We start from the raw sequence: 23,616 nt of genomic DNA, 5'->3' as shown, positions 1-23,616 counted from the left end.
TCGCGCAGGTTACATGCGGAACACGCCGAAGCGGCTCTGTTCGATAGGGGCGTTGAGGGACGCGGACAAGGCCAGCGCCAGGACGTCGCGGGTCTGCGCCGGGTCGATGACGCCGTCGTCCCACAGCCGGGCGCTGGAGTAATACGGATGGCCCTGGTGTTCGTACTGGTCGAGGATCGGCTGCTTGATCTCGGCTTCCTGGGCGGCGCTGAAGGGGTGTCCGCCGCGTTCGGCCTGTTCGCGCTTGACCTGCACCAGTACCCCGGCGGCCTGCTCGGCGCCCATCACGCCGATCCGCGCGTTGGGCCACATCCACAGAAAGCGCGGGTCGTAGGCGCGGCCGCACATGCCGTAGTTACCGGCGCCGAAACTGCCGCCGATGATCACCGTGAATTTCGGCACCTTGGCGCAGGCCACCGCGGTCACCAGTTTGGCGCCATGCTTGGCGATGCCGCCGGCTTCGTATTTCTGCCCGACCATGAAGCCGGTGATGTTCTGCAGGAACAGCAGCGGGATGCCGCGCTGGCAGGCCAGTTCGATGAAGTGCGCGCCTTTCTGCGCGGCTTCGGCGAAGAGGATGCCGTTGTTGGCGAGGATGGCGATCGGGTAGCCGTGCAGGTGGGCGAAACCGCACACCAGGGTGGTGCCGAACAGCGCCTTGAACTCATCGAAGACCGAGCCGTCCACCAGCCGCGCGATCACTTCGCGGACATCGAAGGGCTGCTTGGCGTCCGCCGGAATCACTCCGTATAGCTCGTCGCTGGCATACAAGGGGGCGATCGGCGCGCGTTGCTGCAACTCGCCCTGCTTGCGCCAGTTGAGGTTGGCCACGCTGCGCCGGGCCAGGGCCAGGGCGTGCTCGTCGCTGTCGGCATAGTGGTCGGCGACACCGGAGACCTTGCAGTGCACATCGGCGCCGCCGAGGTCCTCGGCGCTGACCACTTCACCGGTGGCAGCCTTCACCAGCGGCGGACCGGCGAGAAAGATAGTGGCCTGTTCGCGGACCATGATCGCCTCGTCGGCCATGGCCGGCACATAGGCGCCCCCGGCGGTGCAGGAGCCCATGACCACGGCGATCTGCGGGATGCCCTGGGCGCTCATGTTGGCCTGGTTGAAGAAGATCCGCCCGAAGTGCTCGCGGTCCGGAAACACCTCGTCCTGGCGCGGCAGGTTGGCGCCACCGGAGTCCACCAGGTAGATGCACGGCAGGCGGTTCTGCTGGGCGATGGTCTGGGCGCGCAGGTGTTTTTTCACCGTCAGCGGGTAGTAGGAGCCGCCTTTCACCGTGGCGTCGTTGGCCACGATCATGCATTCCACGCCTTCCACCCGGCCAATGCCGGCGATCACCCCGGCGGCCGGCACGTCTTCGCCATACACCTCATAGGCTGCCAACTGGCTGACCTCGAGGAAGGGCGAGCCCGGGTCGAGCAGGCGGTTGATGCGTTCGCGGGGTAGCAGTTTGCCGCGCGAGGTATGCCGCTCCTGGGCCTTGGCGCCACCGCCTTGCTGGACCTGGGCGAGCAGGGTGTGCAAGGCGTCGACCTGTTGCAGCATGGCTGCGCTGTTGGCGACGAACTCCGCCGAACGGGGGTTGAGCTGGGTATGCAGGATAGCCATGGACAGCTCCGTTAGCGGGTTTCGTTGAACAGTTCGCGGCCGATCAGCATGCGGCGGATTTCGCTGGTGCCGGCGCCGATTTCATACAACTTGGCGTCGCGCAGCAGGCGGCCGGCGGGGAATTCGTTGATGTAGCCGTTGCCGCCGAGGATCTGGATCGCGTCCAGGGCCATCTGGGTGGCGCGCTCGGCGCTGTAGAGGATCACCCCGGCGGCGTCCTTGCGCGTGGTCTCGCCGCGCTCGCAAGCCTGGGCCACCGCATACAGGTAGGCGCGGCTGGCGTTGAGCTGGGTGTACATGTCGGCGATCTTGCCCTGGATCAGCTGGAACTCGCCGATGCTCTGGCCGAACTGCTTGCGGTCATGGATGTAGGGCACCACCAGGTCCATGCAGGCCTGCATGATCCCGGTCGGTCCGCCGGAGAGCACCACGCGCTCGTAGTCCAGACCGCTCATCAGCACTTTCACGCCGCCGTTGAGCACGCCGAGGATGTTTTCTTCCGGCACTTCCACGTCATCGAAAAACAGTTCGCAGGTGTTGGAGCCGCGCATGCCCAGCTTGTCGAACTTGTTGCTGCGGCTGAAGCCTTTCCAGTCGCGCTCGACGATGAAGGCGGTGATGCCGTGGGGGCCCTTGTCCAGGTCGGTCTTGGCGTAGATCACGTAGGTGTTGGCGTCGGGGCCGTTGGTGATCCAGGTCTTGCTGCCGTTGAGCACGTAGCGGTCGCCGCGCTTGTCGGCGCGCAGCTTCATCGACACCACGTCGGAGCCGGCGTTGGGTTCGCTCATGGCCAGGGCGCCGATGTGCTCGCCGCTGATCAGCCTGGGCAGGTATTTGCTTTTCTGTTCGTGGTTGCCGTTGCGGTTGATCTGGTTGACGCAGAGGTTGGAGTGGGCGCCGTAGGAGAGGGCGACCGAGGCCGAGCCGCGGCTGATTTCTTCCATGGCCACCACGTGGGCCAGGTAGCCCAGGCCGGCACCGCCGTACTCTTCCGGCACGGTGATGCCCAGCAGGCCCATGTCGCCGAACTTGCGCCACATGTCGGCGGGGAACAGGTTGTCGGCATCGATCTGTGCCGCTCGTGGCGCGAGCTCGGCCTTGACGAAGGCTTGCACCTGGTCGCGGAGCATGTCGATGGTTTCGCCGAGGGCAAAGTTCAGGGTCGGATAGCTCATGGGGGCACCTTCAAACTTGTTTTTATGTGAGGAGTGGGGCTGTGGAGAGCGGCTGATTTGGCTCTCACCTTTACGTTAACGTAAGCCTGCGAACGGTGGCTGTCAATCACCCTTTACGTAAACGTCAACTTGCGCGATTCTGTCAATGCCGAGCTCGCTGGCGATGGCGCTGACGCGATGGAACAACCCCATCGCGGTGACCCATCGCGGGCAAGCCTCGCTCCTACAATAAAGACAATAGGGGTCGTCATGGATCAATCCGCATCCGCGCCGGGGCGCAGCTACACTCGCGGCACACAGGACAAGGCCTTGCTGGCGCTGACCGTCGGTCAGGCGTTCGATCGCACGGTGGCGTCCTACCCACAGGGCGAAGCCCTGGTGGTGCGTCATCAACAGTTGCGTTACAGCTGGCAGCAACTGGCCGAGGCCGTCGACCTGCACGCCCGGGCGCTGTTGGCCCTGGGCCTGAAGACCGGCGACCGGTTGGGGATCTGGGCGCCCAATTGCGCGCAGTGGTGCATCATCCAGTTCGCCAGCGCCAAGATCGGCGTGATCCTGGTGAACATCAACCCGGCCTATCGCAGTTCCGAGCTGGAATACGCGCTCAAGCAGTCCGGTTGCCAGTGGCTGGTGTGTGCCGGCGCGTTCAAGACCTCCGACTACCACGCCATGCTGCAGGGCCTGGCGCCGGAACTGGCGCAGCACTCCATCGGCCAGTTGCAGAGTGAGCGCCTGCCGGATCTGCGCGGCGTGATCAGCCTCGATGCCCGCCCGCCGGTGGGCTTTCTGCCCTGGTCGCAACTGGCCGACCTGGCGGCCGCGGTCAGCGTCGAGGCCTTGCGCGAACGCCAGGACAGCCTGGACCCCGACCAGGCGGTGAATATCCAGTACACCTCCGGCACCACCGGTTTCCCCAAGGGCGCGACCCTGAGCCACTACAACATCCTCAATAACGGTTACATGGTCGGCGAGAGCCTGGGCCTGGGCCCCGAGGACCGCCTGGTGATCCCGGTGCCGCTGTATCACTGCTTCGGCATGGTCATGGGCAACCTGGGCTGCGTGACCCACGGCAGCACCATGATCTACCCCAACGATGCCTTCGACCCGCTGCTGACCCTGAGCACCGTGGCCGAGGAGAAAGCCACCGGCTTGTACGGCGTACCGACCATGTTCATCGCCATGCTCGATCAGCCACAGCGGGCCGGGTTCGACCTGTCGAGCCTGCGCACCGGGATCATGGCCGGGGCGACGTGCCCGATCGAGGTGATGCGCCGGGTCATCGGCGAGATGCACATGAGCGAAGTGCAGATCGCCTACGGCATGACCGAAACCAGCCCGGTGTCGCTGCAGACCGGGCCGGCGGACGAGCTGGAACTGCGCGTGACCACGGTCGGCCGCACCCAGCCGCAGTTGGAAAGCAAGATCATCGACGAGGCGGGCAATGTGGTCCCGCGGGGCACTATCGGCGAGCTGTGTACCCGCGGCTACAGCGTGATGCTGGGTTACTGGAATAACCCCCAGGGCACCGCCGAAGCCATCGACCAGGCCGGCTGGATGCACACCGGCGACCTGGCGACCATGGACGAGCAGGGCTACGTGTGCATCGCCGGGCGTAACAAGGACATGATCATTCGCGGCGGCGAGAACATTTATCCGCGGGAGCTGGAAGAGTTTTTCTTCACCCATCCGGCGGTGGCCGATGTGCAGGTGATCGGCATTCCGTGCTCGAAGTACGGCGAGGAAATAGTCGCCTGGATCAAGTTCCACCCCGGCCATACCGCCAGCGAAGGAGAGCTGCAGGCCTGGTGCAAGGAACGCATCGCCCACTTCAAGACGCCGCGTTACTTCAGGTTCGTCGAGGAGTTTCCGATGACCGTGACCGGCAAGATCCAGAAGTTCAGGATGCGCGAGATCAGCATCGAGGAGTTGCGCGGGCGTTCCTGATGTCATCGCAAGGTTCGCTCCTACAAGGAGCGAGCCTGGCGATAGCGACCCCAGGGTCGCCGCCGAATCAGGAAAGAAAACAGGAATGGCAGAAAGCACAAAGGGGAGCCGAAGCTCCCCTTTAATTTTGTCGTTGCGTGCTCTTTTTTATTATTGAAGGGGCGGTCTGTTGTTGTTTTTGGCAACCGTTGCCCTTTACCGCTGTTTTTGGCGATCCCCATCCGGGATCAAGAGCAAACGTATTTTTTTGAGCGCTGATCTATTTTCTCGCTTGCGCGACCAACCAGTTCGGGAGCTACCTTGGGGTAGTTTTATTGTTCTCTGCCCGGTTGCGGGTGGCTCTTGTTGTTGAGGGCACCCTGGAAAACACATCCTCTCCAAAAAAATCTGTTAGCTGCGTCTCTGCCGTGTTGTTTTTGTTATGTCAGAGTCGTTTCGTCTTATTTTTATTAGCTTTGCTGCTTTTTATTCTTGTTATGCCAGAGATATAGCAGTTGCCGTGCCAACTTTTTAAAACCCTTTAAAATCAATGATTTGATAAAAACTGGGTTTTATCTGTACCGCTAGAAAATCGACAAACTGTTTCCGTGTTACCCGTTTCGAGCGTGCCTCAGCGGGCCCGGTAACACCCTGCAACAGGCGAGGGCCTCATTCGGGGTAACGGGCCTTGGCGACGCGCGAACCGCTGGGGCGCCCCAATACGGAGCAGATTTGCCGGCCGGCGAGGATCAGGCGTTCCAGGTCGACACCGGTTTCGATCCCCAGGCCATCGAGCAGGTACAGCACGTCCTCGCTGGCGACGTTACCGCTGGCGCCCTTGGCGTAGGGGCAGCCGCCGAGCCCGGCGACGGAGCTGTCGAACACCGTGATGCCTTCCAGCAGGCTGGCGTAGATATTGGCCAGGGCCTGGCCGTAGGTGTCGTGGAAATGCCCGGCGAGCTTGTCCCGCGGCACTTGGGCGCCCACCACGTCGAACATCCGCCGGGTGGCGCCCGCGGTCCCGGTGCCGATGGTGTCGCCCAGGGACACTTCGTAGCAGCCCATGTTGTACAGCTCGCGGGCCACCACGGCGACCTGCTCCGCGGCTACCGCGCCCTCGTAGGGGCAACCCAGCACGCAAGACACGTAGCCGCGCACGGTAACGCCCTGTCGTTTCGCCGCCTCCATGATCGGCACGAAACGCTCCAGGCTTTCGCTGATGGAGCAATTGATGTTGCGCTGGGAGAAGGCTTCGGACGCGGCGGCGAACACCGCGACTTCCTTGACCCCGGCGGCCAGCGCATCCTCGAACCCGCGCAGGTTCGGGGCGAGGGCGCCGTAGGTCACCCCCGGCTTGCGCTGGATTTGCGCGAACACCTCGGCCGATCCGGCCATCTGCGGCACCCATTTGGGCGAGACGAAACTGCCGACTTCTATATAGCCAAGCCCGGCGTCACTCAGGGCATCCACCAGCCGCACCTTGTCGGCGACGCTGATGGGCTGGGCTTCGTTCTGCAGGCCGTCGCGGGGACCGACTTCGACCAGGCGTACATGGGAGGGAAGAGACATGGGGCTTTACCTGTAATGAGTGGGCACGGATGTCGCCGCTGCCGCAGGCTGCGATCGGCGACGCAAACCGCAGGGCGGGAGCGATGTTCGCGTTGGTGACCCGGGGCGGTTATTGCGCGGCGCTTTTCTGATTCTTGATGGTTTGCTCCAGCGCCTGGGTGCAGCGTTCCTCGGCGGTGTCCAGTTCGAGTTTCATCTGCTCGATGTCCAGCAACTGCTGTTCCAGCTGTTCGCGACGCTCGGCGATTTTCGCCAGCATGCTGTGCAGTTGTTTCAGGTTGCCGCTGGAGGGGTCGTAGAGTTCGATCAGCTCGCGGCATTCGGCCAGGGAGAAACCGATGCGCTTGCCGCGCAGGATCAGCTTCAGGCTGACCTTGTCCCGCGGTGAGTAGATGCGTTCCTGGCCACGGCGTTCGGGGGCGAGCAGGCCCTGTTCTTCATAAAAGCGGATGGCCCGGGTGGTGATGTCGAGTTCTCGGGCGAGGTCGGAAATGCTGTAGGTCTGGCTGCTCATGGAGGCACTCGAAAAAGGTCTTGGCGCTAAGCTAATTCGAGGTTGACGTATACGTCAAGCAAGATCCAGTGCCGTCGGTAGGGGCGAGGCTTGCGCGCGATGAGCGAGGACACGGTGGTTCAGGGAAACCACGGCGTGCTTATCGCGGGCAAGCCTCGCTCCTACGGTTCACTGTTCGAGTTTTTTCTCCTGGGCGGTCACTTGCTGGCACAACTCGATCATCTGCTCGCGCATCCAGCGGTTGGCGGGATCCTGGTCGGTGCTCTCGTGCCAATAGAGGTGGGTTTCCAGCGGCGGCACACCGCTGACGGGCAGGTGGAAGGCTTGCAGGTCGTGACGGCGGGCGAAACGTTCCGGCACGGTCATCACCATGTCGGTCTGTTGCAGCACCTGCGAGGCCATCAGGTAATGCTGGGAACGCAGGGCGATCTTGCGCTGGATGCCCATCTTGCCCAGCGCCAGGTCGACGTAGCCCAGGCCGCTGCGGCGGCTGGAAATATGGATATGGGTCAGCGACAGGTAATCGTCGAGGCTGAGTGTGTCCTTGCCCGCCAGCGGATGGCTCTTGCGCATGGCGCAGACATAGCGGTCTTCCATCAGTTTGACGTGACGGACCTGCGGGTCGGTATTGAGCGGTGCGTCGACGGCGAAGTCCAGGCGGCCGGCGGCCAGTTCCTTGGTGGTTTCCCGGCGCTTGGACAGGAAGCTTTCGATGATCACCGTGGGCGCCAGGCGCCGCAGGCGCTGGAACAGCGGCGGCAGGATCACCGCCTCGGTCAGGTCGGTCATGCTGATGCGGTAGGTCTTGACCGCCTGCAAGGGGTTGAAGATGCGGCTTTCCTGGACCGACACCCGCAGCAGCGACAGGGCGTTGCGCACCGGGCCGATGATGTTCTGCGCCATGGGCGTGGGCACCATGCCCTGGGCGGTACGCACGAACAGCGGGTCGTTGAAGGTTTCGCGCAGGCGGGCCAGGGCGTTGGAGACGGCGGGCTGGGTAATGCCGACGATCTGCCCGGCACGGGTCAGGTTGGCTTCGGTGTAGATCGCGTCGAAGACGATGAAAAGGTTGAGGTCGACCTTGCTCAGATTCATTGCGCTGCCTCTTATTGTTAGGGCGTCTTGTTAGGGCATCTTGTCCGGTCGGCTGGCGAGGCCGGGACCGCTTTTATCCGTCGATCATATATCGGTGATGAATGTTAATACACGCCGAGAATAGGCTAGGTAAATTTTCGTAAGCTGTTCTAGCATCGGTCCCATGCCCCCAACCACCTTGCCAAGAAGGTAGCTGCCCCATGGATTTCGCCTATTCCCCCAAGGTTCAGGAACTGCGTGAGCGCGTGACCGCGTTCATGGACGCTTATGTGTATCCGGCTGAAGCGGTGTTCGAGCGCCAGGTCGCCGAAGGCGATCGCTGGCAGCCGACGGCGATCATGGAGGAGCTCAAGGCCAAGGCCCGGGCCGAAGGCCTGTGGAACCTGTTCCTGCCGGAGTCGGAGCTCGGCGCCGGCCTGACCAACCTCGAATATGCACCGCTGGCGGAGATCATGGGCCGCTCCCTGCTGGGGCCGGAGCCGTTCAACTGCTCCGCGCCGGATACCGGCAACATGGAAGTGCTGGTGCGTTATGCCAATGAAGAGCAGAAGCAGCGCTGGCTGGAGCCGCTGTTGCGCGGCGAGATCCGTTCCGCCTTCGCCATGACCGAACCGGACGTGGCCTCGTCCGACGCCACCAATATGGCCGCCCGGGCGGTACGCGACGGCGACGAATGGGTGATCAACGGCAAGAAGTGGTGGACATCGGGCGCCTGCGATCCGCGCTGCAAGATCCTGATCTTCATGGGCCTGAGCAACCCGGACGCGCCGCGCCATCAGCAGCATTCGATGATCCTGGTGCCGGTCGACACCCCCGGGGTGAAGATTATCCGGCCGCTGCCGGTGTTCGGTTATGACGACGCGCCCCATGGTCACGCCGAAGTGCTGTTCGACAACGTGCGGGTGCCTTATGAAAACGTGCTGCTGGGCGAGGGGCGCGGCTTCGAGATCGCCCAGGGCCGCCTTGGCCCGGGCCGGATCCACCACTGCATGCGCTCGATCGGCATGGCCGAGCGCGCGCTGGAACTGATGTGCAAGCGCTCGGTGAGCCGCACCGCGTTCGGCAAGCCGCTGGCCCGCCTGGGTGGTAACGTGGATAAGATCGCCGACTCGCGGATGGAGATCGACATGGCGCGGCTGCTGACCCTCAAAGCCGCCTACATGATGGATACCGTGGGCAACAAGGTGGCGAGAAGCGAGATCGCACAGATCAAGGTGGTGGCGCCGAACGTGGCTTTGAAGGTGATCGATCGGGCCATCCAGATCCATGGCGGGGCCGGCGTCTCCAACGATTTCCCGCTGGCCTACATGTACGCCATGCAGCGCACCCTGCGCCTGGCGGACGGCCCGGACGAAGTGCACCGCGCGGCCATCGGCAAGTTCGAAATCGGCAAGTACGTGCCCAAGGAAATGCTGCGCAGCGGGCACTAAACAGCTATCGCGGGCAAGTCGAGCGCCTACGGACGCTGTACATCTGTAGGCGCTTGGCTTGCCCGCGATGACGTCGGCCGCCGCGTCAATACACCCAGACTTCCACCCGCCGATTCTTGATCCGCCCCTCGTCCGCGGTATTGGCCGCGACCGGCATCTGCGCGCCGAAGCCGCGGATCTCGCGCAGCACCACGCCGTTCTTCACCAGCTCCCGACGCACCGCCATGGCCCGCAGCTTGGACAGCAGCGCGGCGCGGGCCGGATCGTCCTTGTCGTCGCCGAACCCGACCAGGCTCACCCGTTTGTCCAGCTTGTCGTAACGCTTGAGAAAATCCACCACCCGCAGCAGATCCTGGCGCGCCTTGTTGTCCAGGGTGGCGCTGCCTTCCTCGAAGCGAAAATTCACGGTCAGGCGCTGCGCCTGCCGCGCGATGGCCTGGTAGCCCTCGGGCATCTGTGGCGCGGGGGCGACGCTCATGGCCAGCACGGTCTGGGCGACGAAACCGTTGGCCGCGACTATGGCCTGGCCGCGGTCGCTCTGGGCAAAGCGCACCAGGGCGCTGGCCCAGGGGTTCTGTGCCTCCGGCGGCAGGTAGAAGTACAGGCGCCGGGACAGCGGGTAGTCCTCGGTGGCGATCAGGCTGTCCAGGGGCAACATCGCTTGCGAGCCGCCGTCGACGATGGCCACGGCCTTGGCCTGGCGCACATAGGGCAGGCCGATGAAACCGATGCCCTGGGGATCGCGGCTGACGGCGTCGGACAACTGTTCGCTGGACTCGAAGCGCTTCGCCGCCGTGCCGAGGCTCTTGCCGCGCCGGGCCAGCACCAGTTCCTTGAAGGTGTCGTAGGTGCCGGAGCGGTCATCGCGAGCGTACAGGTGGATCGCGCCGCCGACGCCGCCCAGTTCTTCCCAGGTTTTCACCTCGCCGCTGAAGATGCGCGCCAGTTGCTCGGTATCCAGCCGCGCCAGCGGGTTGTGCGGGTGGAGAATGATGGCCAGGCCATCGATGGCAATCACCTGCTCGGCCTCCGGGGCTTTCAGGTCGCCGAGGCTTTCCAGTTCCACCAGCTCGCTGTCCTTGATCGGGCGTGACGCCGCGGCGAGGTCGGCGCTGGCGTTCTTCAGGGCACTGAAACCGGTGCTGGAGCCATGGGCGGCGATCTCGACGAAGACCCGCCGGCCCTGGGCATCCTGGCCGCTTACCCGGCGTTCGTTGTCCCGGTCCGAGGCGTCGATGCGGATATCGAGCAAGCCTTGTTCCTGCATCAGGCCCTTGACCAGGGCCGGCCCCAATGCGGCGCCGATGGTGTTCGAGCCCTGGATGCGCAGCACCGGCTGCTGGTCGACGGCCAGGGGCAGGGCGGCGAACACCGACCAGGGCAGGGCGTAGCAGACGAAGCCGACCACGAGCAGGCACAGGGTCCGGCACCAGAGATCCCGTTCAGTGACGGTGCAAACGCGTGACATGTGGCGATGGCCTTCTATGGCGGAAGCGAATGCGGCGAGATTAAGTCGGTGAGGTGACCGGGATGTGACAGCGGAGGCAGCTATCCAGAAGGTTCGCCTGGGCTTTTCAGAATGCTCCTAAAGACCCTGCGCCAGCGGCTTAGTAGAGTTGAAAACTTTGTCTGGAGGGGAACTGGCGCATGCCAGGACTCGTTGTCACCAGGCGTCGATGCAGCCGCGGCTGCAATTTGCTTGTGTCAAAGGAGTATGAAATGAGTGGCTGGTTCGAACTGAAGCAATATGGCAGCGGCGCTTTCAGGTTCCTGCTGAAATCCAGGGACGCGCAGACCATGCTTCAAAGCGACCGTTACCCGTGTCGTGACAGTGCCGAGGCCGCCATCGCGCTGTTTCGCACCCACTGCGCCTCGGCAAACCATTACGAAAAGAAGATCGCCCCGGGCGGCAAATCCTACTTCAACCTCAAGGCCGGCAAGGAGGTGATCCTGGTCAGCCACCTGTATGACTCGGAGCCGACCCGCGAGTCCGCCATCGAGGCCATCATGCAGGCCGGCACCAGCGAACGGGTCGAGTTGCTGAGCGTATAAAAAGAAAGCCCATCTTCGGATGGGCTTTTTTGTGCCGGCGATCAGCTCAGTTCGAGCCAGATCGGCGCATGGTCGGAAGGTTTCTCCATACCGCGCAGGTCGTAGTCGACGCCTGCTTCCTTGATCCGTGGCAGCAGGCCGTGGGAGGCCATGATCAGGTCGATGCGCAGGCCGCGTTTGGGTTCGTCCTCGAAACCGCGGCTGCGGTAGTCGAACCAGCTGAAACGATCGGCCACCTCGGGGTTCAGGTGGCGGAAGCTGTCCACCAGGCCCCAGTTTTTCAGGCGGGCCATCCACTCGCGTTCTTCCGGCAGGAAGCTGCATTTACCGGTTTTCAGCCAGCGCTTCATGTTGTCCGGGCCGATGCCGATGTCGCAGTCTTCCGGGGAAATGTTCACATCGCCCATGACCACCAGCGGTTGTTCGTTGCTGAAGCGGGTTTCCAGGAGGTGTTGCAGGTCGCTGTAGAAGCGCTGCTTGGCCGGGAACTTGGTGGGGTGGTCGCGGCTTTCGCCCTGGGGGAAGTAGCCGTTCATGATGGTCACCGGGGTACCCTGGGCATCGGCGAAGGTGCCCCAGATAAACCGCCGCTGGGCATCTTCCTCGTCACCGTCGAAGCCTTTGTGCAACTCCAGGGGCGCCTGGCGCGAAAGCAGCGCGACACCGTAGTGGCCTTTCTGCCCGTGGTAATGCACGTGATACCCCAGCGCCTGGACTTCGGCCAGGGGGAACTGCTCGTCGGCGACCTTGGTCTCCTGCAGGCCGATGACGTCCGGTTGGTGCTTGTCGATCAGCGCCGCCAGCTGATGGGGGCGGGCACGCAGCCCGTTGATATTGAACGAGACGATCTTCATGGTCGGCAGTCCTGGCAAAACTGCGATGCTAGCCGACAAGTCGCGCGGCAGCCAGCGTGGCGACGGCAGGGATGCGCTGCTAAGGTCCATGGGCGGTGCGAAGGAACGATCACCCACCGTTTCGGCTCCTAGCAACAAGACCCGCACCGCAGAACACTGCCATGCCGCCCGGCCATTTCCAGCCAGCCCAGGGGAGAGCCACCGCCATGCCTGAAACCTCGACGGCCATCGCCGACATTCATATGCTCGACAGCGGCTACGCCCGCGAAGCCCGGTCCCTGCTGTATCAGGCTTATCGTCACGAGCCGACTTTCGCTTATCTGTTCGAAGCCGAGCGCCCGGGGTTCGAGCAGCGCGTGCGGGCCACGGTGCGCGAGCTGGTCAAGCAGCATTTCATCCAGGACCTGCCGGCCATCGGCCTGCTGGTCAACGACCGGCTGATCGGCATTGCCCTGATCGCGCCGCCCCAGCGCCGTCTGGGGATCACCGAGAGCTGGGCCTGGCGCCTGCGCATGGTGCTCAGCACCGGTTTTCGCTGTACCCGGCGCTACCTGGACTACCACGCGGCGGTGCAGAGCTGCCTGCCCACGGAGGCGGTGCACCTGCTGCCGTTGCTGGGCATCCATCCGCAATTCCAGGGCAAGCATTTCGGCGAGCAGCTGCTGCAGGCCGTACACAACTGGTGCGCGGTGGACGAGCATTCCCAGGGGGTGGTGCTGGACACCGGTGACCCGCGCTACCTGGACTTCTACAAGCGCCAGGGCTATGAGGAGATCGGCGAGATCGCGGTTGGCCCGATTCGCGAACACGTTTTTTTTCACGCCAATCCGCAGGTCGTGCACAGCGCGATCGGTTGAACAGAACTTTCCTCACATTTGTGCGCTCTATCACGTTCCCCGCTCGTGATAGCATTCGCGCCTATGAAGTTTTCAGGAAGATTCACCAGCGGCTTGTTGCTGCTGTTCACCAGCTGTGCGGCGCTGGCGCAGAGCGAACTGGACGTCAGGGTCAAACCCTCTAACGACGAGCTCAAGGCCAATGTGGAAGGCTACATTGGCGGCGTTGGCGAGCGTGACGAGGAGGCGCTGCTGCGCTTCAGCCGTGGCGCCGAGGAGCAGGCCCGCAAGGCCGCCCAGGCCCTGGGCTACTACCAGCCGCGGATCAGCAGCGAAGTCAAAGGCGGCGAGAAGCCGCGCCTGGTGCTCGACATCGACCCGGGCGAGCCGGTGCATCTGCGCAACGTCACCATCCGGGTCGACGGCCCGGCGGCTTCCCTCAAGGGCTTTCGCGTGCCCAGGAGCGATCAGCTCAAGAGCGGCGCGGTGCTCAACCACGGTCACTACGAAGACGCCAAGCGCCTGATCCAGAACCAGGCGTCGCGCTATGGCTTTTTCAGCGGGCGCTTCACCCGCCAGCAGCTCGCGGTGGACCCCCAGGCCGGGGTGGCGGATATCGAGCTGGTGTACGAAAGTGGTCCGCGCTATGCCCTGGGCAAGGTCAGTTTCGCCGGCGATACGCCGTTCGACGAAGACCTGCTGCAACGCATGGTGCCCTTCAAGGCCGGCACTCCCTACGATTCCGAGCTGATCGCCGAGCTCAACCAGGCGCTGCAATCGAGCGGTTATTTCGAAGGCGTGCGCGTCGACGCGGCGCCCACCGCGGCCACCGCCGAGGTGATCCCGGTGGCGGTCCAGTTGCAGACCCGCAAGCCGCGGACCATGGGCCTGGGCCTGGGTTTTTCCACCGACGTGGGGCCGCGGGCCAAGGCCAACTGGACCCGGCACTGGGTCAACGCCGAAGGCCACAGTTATGGCTGGGAAGCGGAAGTGTCCGCGCCGCGGCAGAACGTCGGGCTGTTCTACGACATACCGCTGGACCCGCCGCTGACCGACAAGCTGCGTTTCGCCGGCGGCTATCAGAACGAAGAAATCGCCAATACCGACAGCCTGAGCAAGTTGCTCACCCTCGGCCCCGAGTGGCATAGCAAGCTGCCCAGTGGCTGGCAGCGGGTGATTTCGCTGAAGTGGCAGCGCGAGGAATACCGGCTGGGCGACGACTCGGGCCTGAGTAACCTGTTGATGCCGGGCGTCAGTTATTCCTACCTGCGCAGCGACAACCGTATCGACCCGCACAATGGCTATCGCCTGCAATTCGACACCAAGGTGGCCAAGGAGGGGGCCGGTTCAGACACCAACCTGCTGTACGGCACCGTGTTGCTCAAGGGCCTGACCACGGTGTGGGACAACCATCGTTTCCTCGGCCGCGTGCAGTTCGGCGGCAGCGCCACCAACGGTTACAAGAAGATTCCGCCGTCGCTGCGCTTTTTCGCCGGCGGCGACCAGAGCGTGCGGGGCTACGACTATCAGAGCCTGTCGCCGGAGAACTCCGACGGCGATCGGATCGGCGGTCGCTACATGGTGGCCGGCAGCGTCGAGTACCAATACTCGATCGCGGAAAAATGGCGCCTGGCGACCTTTGTCGACCAGGGCAATTCGTTCGACAAGCTGGAGCTGCCGAACCTCAAGACCGGCGTGGGCGTCGGTGTGCGCTGGGTGTCGCCGGTGGGGCCGATCCGCCTGGACCTGGCCCATGCGCTGGACGACGACGGCGGCATTCGCTTGCACTTTTCCATGGGGCCAGAGCTGTGAAGCGTGGTGTGAAGATCGGGCTGCTGGCGCTGTTCGCGCTGGTGGCCGTGACGGTACTGGCGCTGGCGTCGCTGCTCGGGACCCAGGCCGGCAGTCGCTGGGCCCTGGGCCTGGTACCGGGGCTGACGGTGGAAAACTTCGCCGGGCGTTTGGGCGGCCAGTGGAGCGCCGATCACTTGTTATGGCAGCAGGACAGTAGCCGGGTCGAGCTCCAGGCACCGACGTTCGCCTGGTCGCCGGCCTGCCTGATGCGCATGACCCTGTGCATCGAGCAACTGGATGTGCAACAGGTCAGCCTGCAATTCCCGCCGGGCGCGGAAGAGCAGGACAGTGGCCCGATCAGCCTGCCGGATCTGCGCTTGCCCCTGGCTATCGAACTGGGCCAGGTGCGCATCGGCGATTTGCGGTTCAACGGCAGCGAGCAGCTCAAGGGCCTGCAACTGGCCGCGCAGTGGACCGCCAAGGGCCTGCACATCGAGACGCTGAGCCTGCTGCGCGACGACCTCAGCCTCAATCTTTCCGGGCTGTTGTCGCCCAGCGGCGACTGGCCATTGAGCGCCGCCGGCACCCTGACCCTCCCGGCCCCGGGGGGCGAACCCTGGGCGCTGGCGCTGAAGGTGGAGGGTGATCTGCTGAAGACCCTCAAGCTCACGGCCGACAGCAGCGGTTATCTGCAAGGCCGGTTGAGCGGTGAACTGCAACCTTTGGCGGAAAACCTGCCGGCGCGGGTGCGGATCACCGCCGATGGTTTCAAGGCCAGCGCCGAACTGCCCGATACCCTGACGCTCAATCAGCTGGAACTGACCGGCGATGGCGACCTCAAGGCCGGTTACCAGTTGCTGGGCAAGGCCATTCTGCCGGCCGAGCAGGGGGCCGTGGCGCTGGCGCTGCAAGGCAAGGTCGACGCCAAGGGCGCACAGATCGCCGCGCTCGACCTCACGGCCAGCGACAAGCAGCACCTCAAGCTCAGCGGCCAGCTGGACTGGAGCCAGGGCCTGAACGCCGAAGCCCGGCTCGACTGGCTGGATTTCCCCTGGCATCGCCTGTACCCGCTGATCGAAGAGCCGGCGGTGGCGGTGCATCGTTTTAATGCCGAGGTCGCTTACCGCGATGGCAACTACCTGGGCAACTTCCAGGGCGACCTCGACGGTCCGGCGGGCGCGTTCAGCCTCGGCAGCCCGTTCAGCGGCGACCTGACGAAAATCTTCCTGCCCGAGTTCAAGCTCGCGGCCGGGCAGGGCAAGGCCGAGGGGCACCTGAACCTGCAATTCGCCGATGGCATTGCCTGGGATACCGCCCTGGATCTGTCGGCGATCAACCCGGCGTACTGGGTCGCCGAGTTGCCCGGCACCCTGGCCGGCCCCTTGCGCAGCCAGGGCGAAATGAAGAACGAGCAGCTCAAGCTCAATGCCGACCTGGATCTCAAGGGCAAGCTGCGCGGCCAGCCGGTGGTGTTGCAGGCCAGGGCCGATGGCGGTGGCGAGCAATGGAACCTGAACACCCTGGACATCCGCCTGGGCGACAACCGCATCAACGGTGCCGGTCGCCTGCAACAGCGCCTGGCCGGGCAGCTCGATATCAAGCTGCCCCGCCTCGGCCAGCTGTGGCCCGGGCTGCGCGGCCAGCTCAACGGCCGGGTCGATGTGGCCGGCACGCTCAAGGCGCCGCAGGGCAAGCTCGACCTGCAAGGCCAGCAACTGGGGCTCGCCGACAATCGTCTGCAGAGCCTCAAGCTCGATGCCAACCTGGACGCTGCACAGCGGGCGCGGATCGACCTCAAGGGCGCCGGCATCCAGGTCGGTGAAACCTCCCTGGGCACGCTGACGGCCAGTGGCCAGGGCGATATCAAGAGCCAGAAGCTGCAACTGGACCTGCAAGGCCCGCAACTCAAGCTGGCGCTGGGCCTGGACGGCAACCTGAACCAGGGCAATTGGCGCGGGCGCCTGGCCAGCGGCGATATCCAGACCGGCGGGCAGGACTGGAAGCTGCAAGCCCCGGCGAAGCTCGAATACCTGGCCGACGGCAAACTGAACTTCGGCGCCCATTGCTGGGCCAGCGGCGACGCCAGCCTGTGCGGCGAGGACCAGCGGCTGATGCCCGAGCCCAAGCTGCGCTACCACCTCAAGCAGTTCCCGATCGACAGCCTGGCGCAGTGGTTGCCCAAGGACTTCGCCTGGAAGGGCCGGCTCAACGCCGACGTGAAGCTGGATATGCCGGCCGCTGGCCCGCAGGGGCGGATTGTCCTGGATGCCAGCGGCGGCACTTTGCGGGTCAGGGAAAAGCAGCAGTGGCTGGATTTCCCGTATCAGGCGCTGAAGCTTGACACCACCCTGAGCCCCAAGCGCATCGACACGCAACTGGCCTTCAACGGCGGCAAGCTTGGCGAACTGATGCTGCAGGCGCAGATCAACCCGCTGCCGAAAAACAGACCGCTTTCTGGCGAGTTCCGCCTCAGCGGGCTGGACCTGGCGGTGGCGCGGCCGTTCGTGCCGATGGTCGAGAAGCTGGCCGGCACCCTGAATGGCAGCGGACGCATTTCCGGCGGCCTGCTGGCGCCGCAGGTCAATGGCAACCTGATGCTCAGCGGTGGCGAAGTCTCCGGCCCCGAGTTGCCCATCAGCCTCCAGGACCTGCAGGTGCAGGCGCTGATCGCCGGTGAAAGCGTGCAGCTCAAGGGTGGCTGGAAGAGTGGCAAGGCCGGGCAGGGCAGCCTGAGCGGCAATCTCGCCTGGGGGCAGGCGCTGGTGGTGGACCTGAGCCTCAAAGGCACGCAACTGCCGGTCACCGTCGAGCCCTATGCGGTGCTGGAAGTGGCGCCGGACCTGAAGATCTCGATGAAGGACGACAAACTGGCGATCGCCGGCAAGGTCCAGGTGCCCAAGGGCGAAATCACGGTCCGCGAGCTGCCGCCGTCGACGGTCAAGGTGTCGGACGACACGGTGATCATCGGGCACCAGACCGAAGAGGGCAAAGCGCCGATGGCCATGGCGATGGATATCGATGTGGTGGTCGGCGAAGACAAGCTCAGCTTCTCCGGGTTCGGCCTGACCGCCAACCTGCAGGGCCATGTGCACATCGGCGACAACATGGACACCCGCGGCGAGCTGTGGCTCAACGACGGCCGCTACCGTGCCTATGGCCAGCGCCTGACTGTGCGTCGGGCGCGGCTGTTGTTCGCCGGGCCGATCGACCAGCCGTACCTGGACATCGAGGCGATCCGCCAGACCGGTGATGTGATTGCCGGTATCCGCCTCAGCGGCAGCGCCGAACAACCGACCACGCAGATCTTCTCCGAACCGGCGATGAGCCAGGAGCAGGCCTTGTCCTACCTGGTGCTCGGCCGTCCGCTGAGCACCACCGGCGAGGACAACAACATGCTGGCGCAAGCCGCCCTGGGGCTTGGCCTGATGGGCAGCTCGAACATCACCGGCGGCCTGGCCAAGGACCTGGGGATCGACGACTTCCAGCTCGACACCCAGGGCAGCGGCAATACCACCAGCGTGGTGGCCAGCGGCAATATCTCCGAGCGCCTCAGCCTGCGCTACGGGGTCGGGGTCTTCGAGCCGGCCAACACCATCGCCCTGCGCTACAAGCTGAGTAAGAAGGTCTACCTGGAAGCCGCCAGCGGCGTCGCCAGCTCGCTGGACATCTTCTACAAACGCGATTTCTGACCAGGCGCCGGCCCAGCCCCTGTAGCCAGGGGCGGGCCCGCCGGTTTGCGGCCCCCCGCGGGCATTCCCCTGTGTTGTTCGGCTTCAGGCCCGTCCCATTAATCAGCTTGATAGTAAGCATGCTAATTATTGCTTGGATATTGGCTGCCTAGGCAGTAACATCTCGACATACTTTCGCTGCCTAGGCAGCTAACAGGTGGTCAGATGAAGCACTTCTCCCCCGACGATTTCCACAATTGCCACCTCGGGCTCCTGCTGGGCCGCGCGGCCCTGCTCAAGGACCGGATTATCGACACCCACATGGAGCCGCACGGCATCACCGCCGCGCAGTTCAAGGTGCTGATCATCATGGCCCAGTTCGGCGTCGATACCCCGGCGGAGCTGTGCCGCCACCTGTCCCTGGACAGCGGTTCGATGACCCGCATGCTCGATCGCCTGGAGCAGAAGGACTTCCTCGCTCGCCGGCGCTCCGAGCATGACCGCCGCCAGGTGCGCTTGGTGCTCACCGAAGAAGGCCAGAAGCTCGCCAACTGCCTGCCGCACATCGGCGCCGACGCCATGAACGAACTGGCGGGCGCCATTACCCCCGAAGAACTGAAAACCCTGGAACGGATTCTCAAGAAAATTTTGCTGGCGGCCGGTGACCCGATCACCGTGCTGCGGGTAGGTGACCAGTAAATGAGCAGTAAAACCTTGCGTACCCGTTTGAGCCTGGTGCTGCTGGCCATGAGCCTGGCCGGTTGTGCCAATTACAGCGGCCTGAAGACCGAAGGGGTGAGCCTCGATGCCAAATCCCTCAAGGTCGGACAATCCCTGAATGGCGTGACCCTGTCGCCGGCGGCCTGGCCGAAGAGCGACTGGTGGACAAGCCTCGGCGACCCGCAACTCGACGGCCTGATCCGCGAAGCGCTGCACGACAGCCCGGACATGCAGATCGCCAGCGCCCGGGCCCATCAGGCCAGCGCCGCGGCCTATGCCGCCGACGCGGCGCGCATGCCGACCCTGGATGCCAGCGGCAGCGTCAGCCGCTCGCGCCTGGCCCGTGACCAGGACCCGCGTGGGCAGGGCGGGGCCTACAGCACCTTGCGCAGCCTGAGCATGAACTTCAATTACACCTTCGACCTCTGGGGTGGCCAGCGTGATACCTGGGAAGCTGCGCTGGGCCAGGCCCGCGCCGCCGAGATCGATCGCCAGGCCGCCCAGCTGACCCTGGCCGCCGATGTGGCCCGGGCCTACAGCGACCTGGGCCAGGCGCATATCGTCCATGACCTGGCCGCCGAAGACCTCAAGCGCACCCGGCAGATGCTCGAACTGAGCCAGAAGCGCCTGAGCTCGGGCATCGACAGCCAGTACCAGTACCAGCAGACCGAAAGCCTGGAAGCCAGCTCCGAAGCGTCGTTGATCGATGCCGAGAAACGGCTGCAAAGCGCCAAGATCGCCCTGGCGGTATTGCTCGGCAAGGGTCCCGACCGCGGCAACGAAATCGCCCGGCCGAGAGTCCTGCAAGCCAGTGCCGTGGCGCTGCCGTCGGTGTTGCCGGCGGAACTGCTCGGCCGCCGTCCCGACCTGGTGGCGGCGCGCTGGCGGGTCGAGGCAGCGAGCAAGAGCATCGATGCCGGCAAGACCAATTTCTATCCCAACCTCAACCTGGGCGCCGTTGCCGGCACCCAGGCCTTGCTGGGGGATGCGATGTTCGGTTCGGCCAGCCGCTTCTTCAATATCGCCCCGACCGTGTCGCTGCCGATCTTCGACGGCGGCCGCCTGCGCGCCGACCTGGACGCCCGCGACGCCGACTACGACCTGGCCGTGGCGCAATACAACAAGAGCCTGGTGAATGCCCTGGGGGATGTCAGCGACACCCTGTCCCAGCTGCGTGACATCGGTCGGCAGATCGCCGCCCAGCAACACGCCACCGACATTGCCCAGGACTCCTACGACACCGTGGTGCAGCGCTACGGTTCGGGTATCGGCAACTACCTGGACGTGCTCAGCATCGAGCAACAGCTGCTGCAGGCCCAGCGTCAGCTGGCGACCCTGAATGCCGAGCAGATCGACCTGTCGATCCAACTCATGCAAGCCCTGGGCGGTGGTTTCCAGGTCGACAACCTGGCCGCGGCCACTCCGACCCCAGCCTCGCGCAATCAATAATCCAAGGTACTCATCATGGCCACTGCCGAAACCAACAACGCACCTGAAAACACCCCGGACACCGCCAATCCGCGCAAGCGCAAGGTCATGCTGCTGGGCCTGGCGGCGCTGGTCGTGCTGGGCGGGCTGGGCGTCTTTGCCTGGTACCAGCTGTATGGCCGCTGGAACGAAAGCACCGACGATGCCTATGTGAACGGCAACGTGGTGGAGATCACGCCGCTGGTGACCGGCACGGTGGTGAGCATCGGCGCCGACGATGGCGACCTGGTCCACGAAGGCCAGGTGCTGATCAACTTCGACCCCAACGATGCCGAGGTCGGCCTGCAAAGCGCCGAGGCCAACCTGGCCCGGACCGTGCGCCAGGTGCGCGGGCTGTATAGCAATGTCGACGGCATGCGCGCCCAGGTGGCGGCGCAGAAGGCCGAGGTACAGAAAGCCCAGGACAACTTCAGCCGGCGCAAGACCCTCGCCAGCAGCGGGGCGATCTCCCAGGAAGAACTGTCCCATGCGCGCGACGACCTGACCTCGGCGCAGAACGCCCTGGCCAATGCCCAGCAGCAGCTCAACACCACCAACGCGCTGGTGGACGACACCGTGGTGTCCAGCCATCCGGACGTGCAGGCCGCCGCCGCGCAACTGCGCCAGGCCTACCTGACCAACGCCCGCAGCACCCTGATCGCCCCGGTGACCGGCTATGTCGCCAAGCGCACCGTGCAGCTGGGCCAGCGGGTACAGCCGGGCACTGCGTTGATGGCGGTGATTCCCCTGGACCAGTTGTGGATCGATGCCAATTTCAAGGAAACCCAGCTGCGCGACATGCGCATCGGCCAGCCGGTGGACATCGAGGCCGACATCTACGGCAGCGACGTCAAGTACAGCGGCACCGTCGACAGCCTGGGGGCCGGGACCGGCAGCGCCTTCGCCCTGCTGCCGGCGCAGAACGCCACCGGCAACTGGATCAAGATCGTGCAGCGGGTGCCGGTGCGCATCCACGTCAACGCCGAAGAGCTGGCCAAGCACCCGCTGCGGGTCGGCCTGTCGACCGTGGTCAACGTCAATCTGCGCGACCAGAGCGGTCCGGTGCTGGCCCAGCAACCGCCCCAGCAGGCCTCGTTCAGCACCAACGTCTACGAGCGCCAGTTGGGCGAGGCCGACGCCCTGATCAGCCGGCTGATCCACGACAACAGCGCCGTCACCGGCAAGACCGCGCAGCGCTGATTCGCCGATCCCCCTGCCGGGGCCGCTAGCGGCCCCGGCGCCTGCCTCGCTTCATAGGATTCGCGATGAGCAATAACGCCTCTTTCACGCCGCCCAGCCTGTTGCTCAGCACCATCGGCCTGTCGCTGGCGACCTTCATGCAGGTGCTCGATACCACCATCGCCAACGTGGCCTTGCCGACCATTTCCGGCAACCTCGGGGTGAGTTCGGAACAGGGCACCTGGGTCATCACCTCGTTTGCCGTGAGCAACGCCATCGCCTTGCCGCTGACCGGCTGGCTGAGCCGGCGCTTCGGCGAAGTGAAGCTGTTTATCTGGGCCACGCTGCTGTTCGTGCTGGCCTCGTTCCTCTGCGGGATTTCCACTTCCATGCCCGAACTGGTGGGCTTTCGCGTGTTGCAGGGGGTGGTGGCCGGGCCGTTGTACCCGATGACCCAGACCCTGCTGATTGCCGTCTATCCGCCGGCGAAGCGCGGCATGGCCCTGGCGCTGCTGGCGATGGTCACGGTGGTGGCGCCGATTGCCGGGCCGATCCTCGGCGGCTGGATCACGGACAGCTACAGCTGGCCGTGGATCTTCTTCATCAACGTACCGATCGGCCTGTTCGCCGCCTGGGTGGTCAGGCAGCAGCTCAAGGCGCGGCCGGTGGTGACCAGCCGCCAGCCGATGGACTACATCGGCCTGCTGAGCCTGATCGTCGGCGTCGGCGCCCTGCAGATCGTGCTCGACAAGGGCAACGACCTGGACTGGTTCGAGTCCAACTTCATCGTCATCGGCACGCTGATCTCGGTGATCGCCCTGGCGGTGTTCGTGATCTGGGAAATGACCGACCGCCATCCGGTCGTCAACCTGCGGCTGTTCGCCCATCGCAACTTCCGCATCGGCACCATCGTGTTGGTGGGCGGTTATGCCGGGTTCTTCGGCATCAACCTGATCTTGCCGCAGTGGTTGCAGACCCAGATGGGCTATACCGCGACCTGGGCCGGCCTGGCGGTGGCGCCGATCGGCATCCTGCCGGTGCTGATGTCGCCTTTCGTCGGCAAGTACGCGCACAAGTTCGACCTGCGGCTGCTGGCCGGGCTGGCCTTCCTGGCCATCGGCCTGAGCTGCTTCATGCGCGCCGGCTTTACCAACGAGGTGGATTTCCAGCACATCGCCCTGGTGCAGCTGTTCATGGGGATTGGCGTGGCGCTGTTCTTCATGCCGACCCTGAGCATCCTGATGTCGGACCTGCCGCCGCACCAGATCGCCGACGGCGCGGGCCTCGCGACCTTCCTGCGGACCCTGGGCGGCAGCTTCGCCGCCTCGCTGACCACCTGGATCTGGATCCGCCGGGCGAACGAACATCACGCCTACATGAGCGAACACATCAGCAGCTTCGAGCCGGCCACCCGCGACGCCCTGGGCGCCCTCGGCGGTGCCGGCAGCCAGGCCTACGCGCAGCTGGACCAGGTACTGACCGGCCAGGCGTACATGATGTCCACGGTGGACTACTTCACACTGCTGGGCTGGAGCTTCATGGGGCTGATCCTGCTGGTGTGGCTGGCCAAGCCGCCGTTCACCGCCAAGGCGGGGCCGGCGTCGGCGGGGCATTGATAGTGCGTGGGGCTTGAGGAGGGATCGCGAGCAAGCTCGCTCCTACAGGAGGATAGGCGGCCTGGTAGGAGTGAGCTTGCTCGCGATAGAACGCGCAGCGTTCGCTT

General features: G+C 64.6%; 17 protein-coding genes. 10 read left to right on the top strand and 7 right to left on the bottom strand.

Annotated elements, in window-relative coordinates:
* Positions 1-9: 9 nt before the first annotated feature.
* Both TO66_RS20425 and TO66_RS20420 read right to left on the bottom strand, forming a co-directional pair.
* A complete protein-coding gene (locus tag TO66_RS20425) occupies positions 10-1,617 on the bottom strand; it encodes a carboxyl transferase domain-containing protein (protein ID WP_044463968.1) in 1,608 nt (535 codons plus the stop codon).
* A gap of 11 nt (positions 1,618-1,628) precedes the next feature.
* On the bottom strand, positions 1,629-2,792 hold the full coding sequence (locus TO66_RS20420) for an isovaleryl-CoA dehydrogenase (RefSeq protein ID WP_044463967.1): 1,164 nt from the start codon (positions 2,790-2,792) through the stop codon (positions 1,629-1,631).
* Between the two features lie 249 nt (positions 2,793-3,041).
* On the opposite strand from TO66_RS20420, the gene TO66_RS20415 reads away from it, so the two are divergent.
* Complete coding sequence (locus TO66_RS20415; RefSeq protein WP_044463966.1) at positions 3,042-4,736, top strand: AMP-binding protein; 1,695 nt, start codon at positions 3,042-3,044, stop codon at positions 4,734-4,736.
* A gap of 648 nt (positions 4,737-5,384) precedes the next feature.
* Here the strand turns inward: TO66_RS20415 and TO66_RS20410 are convergent.
* From TO66_RS20410 to TO66_RS20400, 3 genes are all read right to left on the bottom strand, one after another.
* On the bottom strand, positions 5,385-6,284 hold the full coding sequence (locus TO66_RS20410; RefSeq protein WP_044463965.1) for a hydroxymethylglutaryl-CoA lyase: 900 nt from the start codon (positions 6,282-6,284) through the stop codon (positions 5,385-5,387).
* A 109-nt stretch (positions 6,285-6,393) separates the two neighbouring features.
* Positions 6,394-6,798 (bottom strand): MerR family DNA-binding transcriptional regulator, encoded by a 405-nt coding sequence (locus tag TO66_RS20405; RefSeq protein ID WP_044463964.1) that lies wholly within the window; start codon positions 6,796-6,798, stop codon positions 6,394-6,396.
* A gap of 168 nt (positions 6,799-6,966) precedes the next feature.
* On the bottom strand, positions 6,967-7,893 hold the full coding sequence (locus TO66_RS20400) for a LysR family transcriptional regulator (protein WP_044463963.1): 927 nt from the start codon (positions 7,891-7,893) through the stop codon (positions 6,967-6,969).
* A 200-nt stretch (positions 7,894-8,093) separates the two neighbouring features.
* Between TO66_RS20400 and TO66_RS20395 the strand changes: the two genes are divergently transcribed.
* The gene (locus tag TO66_RS20395; protein WP_044463962.1) at positions 8,094-9,323 is read left to right on the top strand and encodes an acyl-CoA dehydrogenase; all 1,230 of its coding nucleotides are present in this window, start codon (positions 8,094-8,096) and stop codon (positions 9,321-9,323) included.
* A gap of 85 nt (positions 9,324-9,408) precedes the next feature.
* Here TO66_RS20395 and TO66_RS20390 read toward each other — a convergent pair whose 3' ends face one another.
* The gene (locus TO66_RS20390; protein ID WP_044463961.1) at positions 9,409-10,791 is read right to left on the bottom strand and encodes a substrate-binding domain-containing protein; all 1,383 of its coding nucleotides are present in this window, start codon (positions 10,789-10,791) and stop codon (positions 9,409-9,411) included.
* A 251-nt stretch (positions 10,792-11,042) separates the two neighbouring features.
* Between TO66_RS20390 and TO66_RS20385 the strand changes: the two genes are divergently transcribed.
* Positions 11,043-11,375: a YegP family protein gene (locus TO66_RS20385; RefSeq protein ID WP_044463960.1), complete on the top strand. Its 333-nt coding sequence runs from the start codon at positions 11,043-11,045 to the stop codon at positions 11,373-11,375.
* Between the two features lie 41 nt (positions 11,376-11,416).
* Here TO66_RS20385 and xthA read toward each other — a convergent pair whose 3' ends face one another.
* Positions 11,417-12,229, bottom strand: a complete 813-nt coding sequence (gene xthA / locus TO66_RS20380) for an exodeoxyribonuclease III (RefSeq protein WP_044463959.1) — start codon at positions 12,227-12,229, stop codon at positions 11,417-11,419.
* A 206-nt stretch (positions 12,230-12,435) separates the two neighbouring features.
* On the opposite strand from xthA, the gene TO66_RS20375 reads away from it, so the two are divergent.
* From TO66_RS20375 to TO66_RS20345, 7 genes are all read left to right on the top strand, one after another.
* Positions 12,436-13,086 carry a GNAT family N-acetyltransferase gene (locus tag TO66_RS20375; RefSeq protein ID WP_044463958.1) on the top strand — a complete coding sequence of 217 codons (651 nt, stop codon included), beginning with the start codon at positions 12,436-12,438 and terminating at the stop codon, positions 13,084-13,086.
* A 63-nt stretch (positions 13,087-13,149) separates the two neighbouring features.
* Entirely contained in the window at positions 13,150-14,877 is a 1,728-nt protein-coding gene (locus TO66_RS20370) for an autotransporter assembly complex family protein (RefSeq protein ID WP_044463957.1), read from the top strand.
* Positions 14,874-18,548 carry a translocation/assembly module TamB domain-containing protein gene (locus TO66_RS20365; protein WP_044463956.1) on the top strand — a complete coding sequence of 1,225 codons (3,675 nt, stop codon included), beginning with the start codon at positions 14,874-14,876 and terminating at the stop codon, positions 18,546-18,548. The genes TO66_RS20370 and TO66_RS20365 overlap by 4 nt, the downstream gene beginning before the upstream one ends.
* Positions 18,549-18,752: 204 nt before the next feature.
* Positions 18,753-19,226, top strand: coding sequence for a MarR family winged helix-turn-helix transcriptional regulator (locus TO66_RS20360; protein WP_044463955.1), 474 nt, complete (start codon positions 18,753-18,755; stop codon positions 19,224-19,226).
* Positions 19,227-20,696, top strand: coding sequence for an efflux transporter outer membrane subunit (locus TO66_RS20355; protein ID WP_044463954.1), 1,470 nt, complete (start codon positions 19,227-19,229; stop codon positions 20,694-20,696).
* Between the two features lie 15 nt (positions 20,697-20,711).
* Positions 20,712-21,914: an efflux RND transporter periplasmic adaptor subunit gene (locus TO66_RS20350; RefSeq protein ID WP_044463953.1), complete on the top strand. Its 1,203-nt coding sequence runs from the start codon at positions 20,712-20,714 to the stop codon at positions 21,912-21,914.
* A 65-nt stretch (positions 21,915-21,979) separates the two neighbouring features.
* Complete coding sequence (locus TO66_RS20345) at positions 21,980-23,509, top strand: DHA2 family efflux MFS transporter permease subunit (protein WP_044463952.1); 1,530 nt, start codon at positions 21,980-21,982, stop codon at positions 23,507-23,509.
* The last annotated feature ends 107 nt before the right edge of the window (positions 23,510-23,616 follow it).

Origin of the sequence: Pseudomonas sp. MRSN 12121 (assembly GCF_000931465.1) — a bacterium.
GTDB lineage: Bacteria > Pseudomonadota > Gammaproteobacteria > Pseudomonadales > Pseudomonadaceae > Aquipseudomonas.
Note: the sequence above shows the minus strand (reverse complement) of the source record. Positions and strands in the feature narration are given on the sequence as shown.